14 protein-coding genes are annotated in these 12592 nt (G+C 43.0%); all 14 read left to right on the top strand.

Going from position 1 to position 12592, the window contains the following annotated elements:
• The first annotated feature begins 92 nt into the window (after positions 1–92).
• The 14 genes from C1E58_RS06785 to C1E58_RS06720 all read left to right on the top strand — a co-directional run bounded on the left by C1E58_RS06785 (position 93) and on the right by C1E58_RS06720 (position 12303).
• Positions 93–869: a class I SAM-dependent methyltransferase gene (locus tag C1E58_RS06785; protein ID WP_105209830.1), complete on the top strand. Its 777-nt coding sequence runs from the start codon at positions 93–95 to the stop codon at positions 867–869.
• Between the two features lie 160 nt (positions 870–1029).
• Complete coding sequence (locus C1E58_RS06780; protein WP_193441739.1) at positions 1030–1458, top strand: cupin domain-containing protein; 429 nt, start codon at positions 1030–1032, stop codon at positions 1456–1458.
• A 1-nt stretch (position 1459) separates the two neighbouring features.
• Positions 1460–2098: an ABC transporter ATP-binding protein gene (locus C1E58_RS06775; RefSeq protein WP_105209828.1), complete on the top strand. Its 639-nt coding sequence runs from the start codon at positions 1460–1462 to the stop codon at positions 2096–2098.
• A complete protein-coding gene (locus C1E58_RS06770; RefSeq protein ID WP_105209827.1) occupies positions 2095–2856 on the top strand; it encodes an ABC transporter permease in 762 nt (253 codons plus the stop codon). Before C1E58_RS06775 ends, C1E58_RS06770 begins: the two co-directional genes overlap by 4 nt.
• A gap of 214 nt (positions 2857–3070) precedes the next feature.
• Positions 3071–4276 (top strand): serine/threonine transporter SstT, encoded by a 1206-nt coding sequence (gene sstT, locus C1E58_RS06765; RefSeq protein WP_105209826.1) that lies wholly within the window; start codon positions 3071–3073, stop codon positions 4274–4276.
• 464 nt (positions 4277–4740) lie between these two features.
• Positions 4741–6141 (top strand): dipeptidase PepV, encoded by a 1401-nt coding sequence (gene pepV, locus C1E58_RS06760; protein WP_105209825.1) that lies wholly within the window; start codon positions 4741–4743, stop codon positions 6139–6141.
• Between the two features lie 38 nt (positions 6142–6179).
• Positions 6180–6638, top strand: coding sequence for a GNAT family N-acetyltransferase (locus C1E58_RS06755; RefSeq protein WP_105209824.1), 459 nt, complete (start codon positions 6180–6182; stop codon positions 6636–6638).
• Positions 6625–7227, top strand: coding sequence for a uracil-DNA glycosylase family protein (locus C1E58_RS06750; RefSeq protein ID WP_105209823.1), 603 nt, complete (start codon positions 6625–6627; stop codon positions 7225–7227). The genes C1E58_RS06755 and C1E58_RS06750 overlap by 14 nt, the downstream gene beginning before the upstream one ends.
• A 34-nt stretch (positions 7228–7261) precedes the next feature.
• Positions 7262–8044 (top strand): TPM domain-containing protein, encoded by a 783-nt coding sequence (locus tag C1E58_RS06745; RefSeq protein WP_105209822.1) that lies wholly within the window; start codon positions 7262–7264, stop codon positions 8042–8044.
• A gap of 15 nt (positions 8045–8059) precedes the next feature.
• Positions 8060–8641 (top strand): LemA family protein, encoded by a 582-nt coding sequence (locus C1E58_RS06740; RefSeq protein WP_105209821.1) that lies wholly within the window; start codon positions 8060–8062, stop codon positions 8639–8641.
• 72 nt (positions 8642–8713) lie between these two features.
• Positions 8714–10516: an oligoendopeptidase F gene (gene pepF, locus C1E58_RS06735; RefSeq protein ID WP_105209820.1), complete on the top strand. Its 1803-nt coding sequence runs from the start codon at positions 8714–8716 to the stop codon at positions 10514–10516.
• A complete protein-coding gene (locus C1E58_RS06730; protein ID WP_105209819.1) occupies positions 10513–11244 on the top strand; it encodes a hypothetical protein in 732 nt (243 codons plus the stop codon). The genes pepF and C1E58_RS06730 overlap by 4 nt, the downstream gene beginning before the upstream one ends.
• 41 nt (positions 11245–11285) lie before the next feature.
• Entirely contained in the window at positions 11286–11729 is a 444-nt protein-coding gene (locus tag C1E58_RS06725; protein ID WP_105209818.1) for a hypothetical protein, read from the top strand.
• A gap of 25 nt (positions 11730–11754) precedes the next feature.
• Positions 11755–12303, top strand: a complete 549-nt coding sequence (locus C1E58_RS06720; protein ID WP_105113332.1) for a DUF6630 family protein — start codon at positions 11755–11757, stop codon at positions 12301–12303.
• The last annotated feature ends 289 nt before the right edge of the window (positions 12304–12592 follow it).

Below are 12592 nucleotides of genomic sequence, written 5' to 3'. Positions count from 1 at the left end.
TACTATAATAGAATGAGCATAGTAAAGGAGTTAAAAATATGAAAAGAAAAGAACGAGGTCATATTGGCTAGGCCTCTCCAGAGGAAATAAGAATGACAGATTATGTACACTACAATCAAGAACGTTGGAATCGTGTTTCAGCTGGGCAGGGAAATGCCTATACGGTTCCGCTCAGTCATGAGGAATTTCTTCTTGCCAAGGACAAGCCCTTATCCGTTTCCCTGACAGTTGGAAAGACGGTGCCGCTTGACTGGTTTGAAAAAGCCCAAGGCAAGAAATTACTGGGTCTGGCTTGCGGTGGTGGTCAGCAGGGACCGATGTTTGCGGCTCACGGTTACCAAACGACTATTATGGATTTTTCCAAGGAACAGTTGGACAAGGATCGCTTGGTTGCGGAGCGGGAAAATCTGGACTTACAGACGGTACAGGCAGATATGACACAAGCCTTTCCCTTTGAAGACGAGAGTTTTGATATCATTTTTTGCCCTGTTTCAAATGTCTATATCGAAGACCTGGAAAATATGTGGCAGGAATCCTATCGGGTTTTGAAAAAAGGCGGACTGCTCATGGTTGGCTACATGAACCCTTGGATTTATATCTTTGACGGGGACGATGTTTGGGACCGTCCAGACAAGACCTTGGTGCTCAAGTATAGCCTACCTTTCAACGCACGACAATTAGAAGAAGCAGGACAAATCACGATCAATCCAGAATATGGCTATGAATTTAGCCATACCTTAGAAGAACAGATTGCTGGGCAATTACGAGCTGGTTTTGCCATGATTGATTTTTATGAATCTAAAGACAGTCGCAATCGCCTGTCCCAATTTGGCTCAGACTATTTGGCCAACTTGTCTGTAAAGTTATAGAAACAAGCTATCGAAAGGTAGCTTTTTCTGTGCTTGTTCCTTAAATATAGTCTGAAAATTATAATGTTTCTAAAAAAGCTTGACAAGTATTTCAAAAGGAGTATAATTAGAATTGTTCTAAAGAAAGTTTAGAATGATTATAATTTAGAGGTAAACAATTATGACAACAAAAGATTATGGAAAAGCTCCATTTGTAACCAATATCGAAACAGCAACGCTTGAAAATACCAACTACCGTACAGCCCTCTGGACTGGGGAACTCTTGCAAGTTACCCTCATGTCTATCCCGGTCGGTGGTGATATCGGTGCAGAAGTCCATAATGAAAACGATCAATTCCTCCGCATTGAGCAAGGTCACGGCCGTGTTATCATGGGTGAATCAGCTGATAAGATTACGCTTGATATGGAAGTTGGACCAGAAGATGCCATTTTGATTCCAAACGGTACCTACCATAATGTCATCAACATCGGTCAAGAAGACCTAAAAATCTACTCTATCTATGGACCAGCCCACCACGCTCACGGGACAGTTCACGAAACGCAAGCCATCGCTATCGCTGCTGAAGAAGCAGAAGAGCACGGTCATTAAGATGAACATTTTCCAACTTCAATCGGTCAGCTTATCGGACAAAGATAAGTCGATTTTAACGGACATTAGCTTCACCGTTGCAGCAGGCGAGCGACTAACCTTGGTTGGGCCTTCAGGCAGCGGCAAAAGTTCTATCTTAAAACTCTTGGCAGGCTTGACATCCGCGACCAGTGGGACTATTTTCTTTCAGGGGAGGGACATAGCAGAGCTGGATATGCCGACTTACAGGAGAGAAGTTTCCTATTGTTTTCAACAGCCAGTCCTCTTTGGACAGACTGTCCAAGACAATCTCCAGTTTCCATTTACCATTCGTCAGCTAGCATTTGACCCAGCCAAAGCCCTAAAGGCCCTAGAATCTGTTCATCTAGCACCAACATTTTTAAGCAAGAAAATCACAGAACTATCTGGAGGAGAAAAGCAGCGAGTTGCCCTCATCCGCAATCTACTCTTCGAGCCCAAAGTCTTACTCTTAGACGAAATCTCTGCAGGATTGGATGCCGAAACCAAGGCCATTGTCAACAAGCTCTTGGCAGACTACCAAGCTGCTGGAAATACCCTGATTGAAGTCACTCATGACCAGTCAGAGATTGATGCAGCCCAAAAGATTCTGAGAATAGAAGGAGGTCGGGTCCAAGTATGAATGTTTCAGTAGATAACCTATCCCTAGCCCTTGTTTTCGGGCTGGTCTTGGTGGCCATGGGCATTAGCCAAAAGGAAAAACTGGGCTTGACCAAGGATATTTTCATGGCAGTTGTCAGAACTGTCTTCCAGCTAATTTTTGTCGGCTACATTCTCAAATTTATCTTCCAAGCCTCTAATGTCTTTCTTAGCTTGGCAATGGTTTTGATCATTCTTTACAATGCCAGTGTCCAAGCCAACAAACGCAATCCCAATGGCAAGAAATCCTTGATTCATCCTTTTCTTGCACTTTTGGCTTCGACTGGATTGACCTTGACAATTTTGGTACTATCGGGTGCTATTCAATTTATTCCTTCACAGGTCATTCCCATTTCAGGGATGTTGGCTAGTAATGCCATGACGGCCATCGGTCTGTCCTATCGGGCTATGTACAAGTCCTTCACAGACAACCGCCAGCAAGTTTTAGAAAAATTAAGTCTGGGTGCAACTGTCAAATTGGCTTCACAGGATATTTTGCGAGAGGCTATCAAAACAGGTATGCAGCCCACCATTGACTCAGCTAAGACAGTCGGTCTGGTCAGCCTGCCAGGTATGATGTCCGGTTTGATTTTTGCAGGCGTTGATCCAGTCCATGCCATTCGTTATCAGATTATGGTCATGTTCATGTTGCTGTCTGCGACCAGTCTGGCTTCAGTAATCGCCTCCTACGCAGCCTACCAGACCTATTTCACCAACAAGGCCCAGTTGGAGTTTGAATAAGAATACCTTGTAAACTGCATGTGGAGTGACCTCATGTAGTTTTTATATCTTAGAACGGTATTCACAAGTGAAGTGCTTTAATATATGAAATAGTTTTTTGAGGGAATAATGACTGTATGCTGAAAAAACTCTTAGTCCATACTCGTTTTTTATTCTATTGACCAACGTTCGTTTTTCTGCTAATATGGAAAAATGTTTGTTTGGAGGTAATTGTTTGAAAAATATAATTTCTATTTGGAAAAAGATGAGTTTAATTCGGAAAATCAGTATTGGGGTCTTTTTAGGATTAGTCTTGGGATTGAGTGTGCCTCAGTTTACGATGATTTCTCTCTTAGGAAGTCTCTTTGTTGGAGCTTTAAAAGCCATTGCACCACTATTGGTTTTGACACTGGTTGCCCACGCCCTGTCTCAGGCACCTAATGGTCAAAAAAGCAACATTCGAACTATCCTTTTCCTGTATCTGATTGGCACGTTTGCAGCTGCGAGTGTTGCTGTTATCGTCAGCTACCTATTTCCATTAAAATTGGTTCTTACCGAGGCAACTGCGACAGAAATTTCACCACCTCAGGGGATTTCAGAAGTATTTCAAGACTTACTATTGAACATTGTTGACAATCCAATCAATGCGCTTGTGAATGCCAACTATATTGGTGTTTTGACTTGGGCAGCGATATTCGGACTTGCCTTTCGGAATGCGAGTCAACACACCAAGGATTTATTGCAATCAACAGCGGAAGTAACCTCAAAAGTAGTCGGTTGGATTATTGGTCTTGCACCATTCGGAATTTTAGGCTTGGTTTTTGACACAGTCGCAAATAATGGATTGGCAGCTCTTAAGAATTACGGAGTTCTATTACTAGTATTAGTTGGCAGCATGGCTTTTGTCGCTCTGGTGGTCAATCCCTTGATTGCATTTATGGTCATGAGAAAAAATCCTTACCCTTTGGTATTGGAATGTCTCCGTGTTAGCGGTGTAACTGCTTTTTTCACAAGAAGTTCAGCAGCCAATATTCCCGTTAATATGCAGTTGGCAAAACGGTTGGGAGTTGATCCAGATACCTATTCCGTTTCTATTCCCTTGGGTGCGACTGTCAATATGGCTGGAGCTGCCATTACAATCAATATTTTGACAATGGCTGCGGTAAATACACTCGGAATCACAGTTGATTTCAGTTCAGCTCTTCTTTTATCTGTTGTCGCATCTCTATCAGCTGCAGGAGCATCTGGGGTAGCAGGAGGTTCGCTTCTCCTCATTCCAGTTGCATGTAGTCTTTTTGGCATTCCAAATGAGTTAGCCATGCAAGTAGTTGGAGTCGGATTTGTGGTCGGAGTGATTCAGGACTCTTGTGAAACAGCCCTCAACTCATCAACCGATGTTTTGTTCACAGTTGTAGCAGAACGCTCTGCTTGGAAAAAATAGAAATAAGTTGGGAGACCAACTTTTTTTCGTTGTTTCAATTCTGAAATCTCTTTCATTTTGTGATAAAATAGACTTACTTTAATCCAGTCTTTTGGTTTACTTTTATTACTAGCTTCAAAGGTTCGGGGAACCTTTGAAGGTCGGAAATGAGACAAACGAAGTTTGTGTCAAAACAGTCATAGTAGTGACTGTTGAAGGTTGGAAATGAAACAAACAGAGTTTGTGTCAACAACTGTTCGGGGAACCTTTGAAGGTTGGAGATGAAACAAACGAAGTTTGTGTCAAAACAGTCAGAGTAGTGACTGTCAGAGTTTGTGTCAACAGCCGCAGGCATAACTGAAGTACGGCAAAACGAGTTCAAATAATGATGAAATTATTTGAAGTTGGAAATAGGGAAACGAAGTTTCCACTTTCGTCGACGTAATAAAAGATAAACCAAATGACGATACTGAAAAGGAGAACACATGACAGTAAATTTTAGAGCAGAGTTTGACAAACGCAAAGATGAGTTTCTAGCGGACCTCTTTGACCTCCTCCGCATCAATTCTGAGCGTGACGACAACCAGGCAGATGCCCAGCATCCATTTGGACCTGGCCCAGTGCGTGCCTTGGATAAGTTTTTAGAAATCGCTCAGCGTGATGGCTATCCAACCAAGAACGTTGACAACTACGCAGGTCACTTTGAATTCGGCGAGGGCGACGAAGTCCTCGGTATCTTCGGTCACTTGGACGTGGTGCCAGCAGGTAGCGGTTGGAACACCGACCCATACGAGCCGCAAATCATCGACGGCAAGCTCTTTGCCCGCGGATCCTCTGACGACAAGGGACCGACCATGGCTTGCTACTACGGCTTGAAAATCATCAAGGAGTTGGGGCTTCCGACTTCTAAAAAAGTCCGCTTCATCGTTGGTACCGACGAAGAGTCAGGCTGGGCGGACATGGATTACTACTTCGAACACGTCGGCCTTCCCCTGCCAGATTTTGGATTTTCTCCTGATGCCGAGTTTCCGATTATCAACGGAGAAAAGGGCAATATCACAGCTTATCTTCATTTTGCGGGGGAAAATAGCGGAGCTGCTAAACTGCATTCCTTCGCAGGCGGTTTGCGTGAGAACATGGTGCCTGAGTCTGCGACAGCGATTATTTCTGGTGACCTAGCAGACCTAGACAGCAAGTTGGCAGATTTCACAGCAGCCTATGGCCTAAAAGCTGACGCGGAAAACCTTGAAAACGGTCAAGTTCAAGTCACCGTCATCGGAAAATCAGCCCACGGTTCAACCCCAGAAGAAGGCGTCAACGGTGCAACTTACTTGGCAAAATTCCTCAGCCAATTCGCTTTTGACGGAGCAGCTAAAGCCTATCTTGACTTGGCAGGCCAAGTCCTTCTAGAAGACCATGATGCTAAGAAACTCGGCGTAGCCATCTACGATGAACAAATGGGTGCCCTTTCTATGAACGCAGGTGTCTTTAAGTTTGATGAAGCCTCATCTGACAATACCATTGCCCTCAACTTCCGTTATCCAAAAAATACAAACCCTGAAGCTATCAAGGCTGGTTTGGAAAAACTGGGCGTGGAAGCTGTTAGCCTGTCTGAACATGGTCACACTCCACATTATTGCCCAATCGATGACCCAATGGTTGCAACCCTTTTGTCTGTTTATGAAAAACACACAGGCTTGAAAGGTCACGAACAAGTAATCGGTGGTGGTACATTCGGCCGCTTACTCAAACGTGGTGTTGCCTACGGAGCCATGTTCCCAGGTGATGTCAACACCATGCACCAAGCCAACGAATTTATCGAAGTTGAGCAACTCTACCGTGCAGCTGCCATTTACGCAGAAGCTATTTATGAATTGATCAAATAGTATCAAGACGGGTTTGCTCGTCTTTTTTAGGAGGAAATATGGAACTGAAAGAACTTTATTCTTCAGATATAGAAATGGTCAAACAGCTCTTTTTATCTGTATTTAGTCAGGAGCCATGGAATGATGATTGGGCTGACGAGGAACAATTAGACCGCTATCTAGGTGATTTGCTGTCACATCCAAGAGCACTTTGTTTTGGCTTGCTTGACCAAGGTAGCCTCATTGCCCTTTCTCTAGGGCACATTCGCTACTGGTATGAGGGGACCGAATACCGTATTGAAGAGCTCTGTATCTCTCGCGATTACCAAGGACGAGGAATCGGGCAGGATTTCCTAAAAAGAATTGAGGAACAGTTGATTGAGAGAAGGATTGTTCATATTCTCCTGCAAACCGAACGTAATTTACCAGCCTTTTCCTTCTATGAAAAATGTGGTTTCCGTGCCTTAGAAGAAGATGTGACCATGGTCAAGAAAGTAGGTCATAATGGAGCTAGCTGAAATTGAGCAAGCCATCATGAAGGATGCAGCTAATCAAGCGTTTACGAACAAGGGAATAGTCCCGCTTTTCCAAGCACCGTCTACCGCAAAAATCCTCATTATTGGACAGGCACCGGGATTAAAAACACAAGAAAAAGGCCGCCTCTTTGATGATGCCAGCGGAGAGAATCTGCGGAAATGGTTGGGTGTAAATCGTCAAACTTTTTATGAATCTGGTCAGTTTGCTATCCTTCCTATGGATTTCTATTATCCAGGAAAGGGGAAGTCTGGGGATTTACCGCCTCGCAAGGATTTTGCGTCCAAATGGCACCAGCTGATTCTGGACCAACTTCCTGATCTTGAACTGACCTTGTTGATTGGGCAATATGCTCAGGATTATTATTTGGAAAAATCCCAAAGGAACCTGACTGAAAGAGTACAGCATGCAGATGACTACCTTCCCACTTATTTTCCTTTACCACATCCCTCTTCAAGAAATAATCTCTGGCAAGCAAAGAATCCTTGGTTTCGAGCAGAAATCATTCCGCAACTTCAAAAAATAATTATAGAAATACTTGCAAAACAGAGCAAAAATGATACAATAATATAAAGATAGCGTTTTCTTCATTCAGAGGAGGTGCCGTATGAAAAAGTATCTGTTCTATTTATTGGGTTTCTTGCTTTTACTGTTCTGTCTAGGTCTGCCTAGCCTGGCACAAGCTGAGGGAATTCCAGACCGTCCTATTGATACGACGGTGGTTGATGAAACCAATCTTCTTTCCAGTGAAACCATCGCCAGCATTGACCAGCTCAATCAGACTTGGGCAGTTAGTGAGCAACAACTACAGGTCGGGGTCTATGTGACTGAAAGTCTTTCAAGGGATATTAAAAGTCTGGCAAATGAAACCTTTCGTGCGTGGCAGGTTGGTTTTGCAGGGACAGACAATGGTGTCCTCTTGGTGATTGCCATAGCTGACAGGGAATTTCGGATAGAAACTTCAGACAATGCTGCCACGGTATTGACAGATGTGGAAGCTAAGGACATTCTGGAAAATGCTAGGGAATTTTTCCGCCAGGAAGACTACGACGGAGGAGTAACCTATATTGTCCAATCCATAGGAGATCGTTTCTATGGTACCAGTCTGGGTCAGGAACAACTGGCAGCTATGGAAGAAAGGACCAGTGCAGAAAGTGATGGTTTTGTATTATTTTTAATTCTAATACTAATCTTCATAATTTTTGGAATGATTGATAAGGCTAGCCGTGGTCGAGGCGGTGGTCCAGGAAATCTTCTATGGATGCTGGTGGATGACCGCCATCATTATCATGACAACCATTCCTCCCATTCTTCCTCTTCTTCATCATTCGGAGGAGGTGGCTGGTCTGGAGGCGGTGGTGGAGGCGGCGGAGCCTCGTCTGGTTGGTGAGAAAGGAACAAGTATATGAAAAAGAAATGGTTAATCATACTAATCCCGATCCTCGCTCTGCTATTTTTAGGAATGGAGGCTGTCGGTCAATACAATGGGCTGGTCGATAGCCATGCGGAAGTGGAAAATGCCCAGGCCAATGTGGATACCCAGCTCCAACGCAGATATGACCTGATTCCAAATGTGGTTGCTGCGGTCAAGGGAGCTATGGAACACGAGGAAGAAATATTTACTGCTATTGCGGATGCGCGTGCGAAAATTGGCTCCAGTCAAGCAGGAACTAGTGACTACAATCAGGCCCAAAGTCAGCTGGATTCGGCTGTTTCTCGCCTGCTGATGGTGGCGGAAAATTATCCGCAACTGACAGCCAATCAACAGGTATCTGATTTGATTACCGAGCTGGAAGGGACTGAAAATCGGATATTGGTTGCCCGCAAGGATTATAATGCAGTGGCAACAGCCTACAATAAAAAAATCAAACGATTCCCGACCTCCATCTATGCTAGCCTGTTTGGCTATGAAAAAGTTGAGCTTTTCCAAGCCAGCACAGATGCGGCAACAACCGTGCCAAGTGTGGATTTACAGGATGATGAGTAAGTTGTAAGCCCTCACTTTCCGTTGGAAATAGGGGCTTTTTTATGTTAGAATAGGAGAACGGAGGATTTGAATATGTCTAAACAACGTTACGAAATTGAAGAAAAATACCAGTGGGATTTGACCACTATTTTCCCAACAGATGAAGCCTGGGAAGCAGAACTTGCAGATTTACAAGCTGAAACTGAAAAAACAAAAGAATTTGCAGGTCATTTGCTCGACTCAGCGAAGAGCCTTTTGACAATCAGCGAAACGCAACTTGGTCTTATGCGCCGCATTGAAAAGCTTTATGTCTATGCGTCTATGAAAAACGACCAGGACACTCGTGAAGGAAAGTATCAGGAATTTCAGGCTAAGGCTATGGGGCTTTACTCATCCTTCTCACAAGCTTTTGCCTTCTATGAGCCGGAATTTATGGCTATTACTGATGAGCAGTTGGAGGCCTTTAAGGCAGAAGAACCTGCTCTTGTGCAGTACAGCCATCAGTTTGAAAAGCTTTTGGCAGCTAAGGACCATGTCTTGTTACAGGAAGTAGAAGAAGTCCTTGCAGCGACCAGCGAGATTTTCGAATCACCAGCTGAAACCTTCTCTGTTTTGGACAATGCCAGCCTACGTTTCCCAGAAATCGCTGATGAAGATGGTCATTTGGTCCCACTTTCTCATGGTAACTACATTCATTTTATGGAGTCTAAAAACCGTGACGTCCGCCAAGAAGCATATGAGGCTATGTACGGTACCTACGAGCAGTTCCAGCATACCTACGCTAAGACTCTGCAGTCTAACGTTAAGGTCAATAACCTGAAAGCTCGTTTGCGGAAGTACGACTCTGCCCGCCACGCATCACTTGCAGCTAATTTCATTCCAGAATCTGTTTACGATACATTAGTAGCGGCAGTCAACAAGCACCTTCCGCTCTTGCACCGTTATATCAATTTGCGTAAGAAACTCTTGGGTATTGATGACTTGAAGATGTATGATATGTACACACCATTGTCAGATTTCAGCACAAAGATTTCTTATGAAGATGCACTCAAGAAATGCCAAGAAACCTTGGAAATTTTCGGTCAGGATTATGCGGCTATTGTAAAAGAAGCCTTTGAAAATCGCTGGATTGATGTCCATGTCAATGAAGGAAAACGCTCAGGAGCCTATTCAGGTGGTGCCTATGACACCAACGCCTTCATGCTTCTCAACTGGCAGGATAACTTGGATAACATGTATACCCTTATCCATGAAACAGGACATTCACTTCACTCTATGTTGACTCGTAAGACGCAACCCTATGTCTATGGCCATTATTCATTCTTCTTGGCTGAAATTGCTTCAACGACCAACGAAAATCTCCTAACAGAAAAACTCTTGGCAGAAGTAGAAGATGACAAAGAACGCTTTGCTATTCTCAATCATTACCTAGATGGTTTCCGTGGTACAGTCTTCCGCCAAACGCAATTTGCCGAGTTTGAGCAAGCAATCTACAAGGCAGACCAGGAAGGTCAAGTCTTAACGGCTGATTTCCTCAATGAATTGTACGGTCAGACTAACGAGAAATACTACGGACTTTCGGCAGAAGAAAACCCAGAAATCCAGTTTGAGTGGGCTCGTATTCCACACTTCTATTACAATTTCTATGTCTACCAATATGCGACAGGTTTTGCAGCAGCATCAGCTCTGGCAAACAAGATTGTCAATGGTAGTCCAGAAGACAAAGAAAACTATCTCAACTACTTGAAAGCAGGTAGCTCAGATTATTCCCTCAATGTCATTGCCAAAGCAGGTGTAGACATGACCAAGGAAGATTACCTCAACGATGCCTTCAAGGTATTTGAGGCTCGTTTGGAAGAATTGGAAGCTCTTGTTGAAAAAGGGGTTCATAAATGAGCAATATCAAGAATAGGATTGAATATAGAAAAGGTCAAACATCCATTATCTGGATATTGATTTACGCTACTATTCTAACAATCCTCTTCTTGTTTCTGACACAACCGGGCTTAAGCAGCAATAGTTCTTCTTCAACAGACCTATCGACTATCCGTGAGCAATACATCCTCGATGCTGAACCAATGACGCTTGACCGGGCAAGAATCATCTCTCCAAAATTGGAAAATGAAACGGATGTAGAGTACCAGGAGCGTTTACAAGAGATCGTCGATACTGTCAATGAGAGGATAGAGGAGAAAAAATCCAGCATTAGAAGACAAGCCGAAACGGTGCAGACTCCAAATAATGAGTTCATTACGCCCATTTTACTAGCTATTTGGGGAATTACCGCTGCTTTTGTTATCGGAGCTCTTATCAGTAACCATTTGAAATCTCGCCAGCCTATTGCAGTAGTGATGACTGAGGAGTATATTGAATTAAAGGCTGGTATGTTTCGTGAAGAACATCGTCTCTACTGGAACGAAATTGCAGCGATAGAATACAGTATGAGGTATCAACGTCATTCCAATTCAGGGGGCTATTCTACAAGAAGATACCTAAATTTTAAAGATTTTAATGATACAATTTTGGACAGAATCAATTTAAATAGCTTGGAAAATTCTGATTTCAATAGTATTCACCGCGATATTAGCAGTTTGGTTCCAGATATGAACTGGATTTATCCCTAATCTTGTGTATTGGAAGCTCTTGTTGAGAAAGGAGTGCGAATATGATTTCCTACAAACGATCTTTTGTATTACCACTTGTTATTAGCATGGTATTTATCTTGATTGGTATGGGCTTAATGTTAAAGCCAGAACCTGCTATTCTATCAGGATTGGGCTACCTATTGTTAGCTGTTCCTTCTGCCTTCTATGCTTATTTATGGCGGAAACAAGGACCGGTCTTTGTCCTTAATCAGCAGTGTTTAGAGTATAAAAACAAACTTTTGGGAGAAAGAATAACCATTCCTGTAGCAGAAATTGGGAAAATTCAATATGAGCTTGTCCGCATTTACCGTGATTATTATTCAAAACGGCTACGCATTGTAGGAAGGACAGGAACCCTTTTGGCTGAGGTGAAACTTGAGAATCTTTCTGGAGCTGATTTCAATGAAGTGTATCAATTCCTCAGTCCACTTGAACCTCATATTATGTGGGAATTTCCAAGTTAAAAAATAAAAATGAATCGGAGGAAGTATGCTGACAGAAGAAAATTTACAGGATATTTTTGAGATTGCTGACCTACTATCTGAGGGCAACCGAGATATATTTATCCAATTAAAAGAGAGCGTCTTTGCAAGTGATCCCAATCACATTTTAGACTTGCTAGAAGGTATTTTATCACCAGAGGCATTTGATGCCTTCTTAGATCGTGTGGGAGAAGTAGAAAAGGACAATTTGTTGCTTATTCTACTAGCTTTACTGGAGCATAATCGGTACGTTTGTGTTCGACCACGCAAGGATCGCTTATTTGATTTTATCGCGGCTTTTGATTGCCTACAGCCTGTACGAAATGCAGGGATTTTGTTAAAACTAGATTCGGCTGGCTTGGAGGAAACTGGCAATGTGCCAGACTGGGCTGCGATTATTGATGAAAAATATGCTAGTGAACAGTTTTGTTTGGCTGCTGTAGAGATGAATGCCGACCAGTACCATCTCTTATTCGGTAAAGTAGCCACCATAAAACGAGTACAGAATCTCTTTGCTAATCTAGGTTATCGCCTGGACTATGCCAAAAATATGTAAGTGAAAGGCAGGAGAAATCCTGTCTTTTAGTATGTATCGTCATTTAGTTTTTCTCTTATTACTTCGACGTACGAGGAAACTTCGTTTCCCTATTTCCAACTTCAAACGAGGCTGGGCAAAAACTAGCCAATAACTAGCCAATAACTAAAAAATACACAGACAGATTGAGCTGATTTTGATGAAATCCAGCCGTACTGTCTGTGTTTTTCTTTTTATCTCTATTATCTTGGACTAATTTCTTAGCCAATTTCGTGAGATTCATACTCATTAGGAGGAATCCTATCTCAGT

Source organism: Streptococcus suis (assembly GCF_002964575.1).
Taxonomy (GTDB): Bacteria; Bacillota; Bacilli; order Lactobacillales; family Streptococcaceae; genus Streptococcus; species Streptococcus suis_R.
This window is presented reverse-complemented; position numbering and strand designations above follow the sequence as displayed.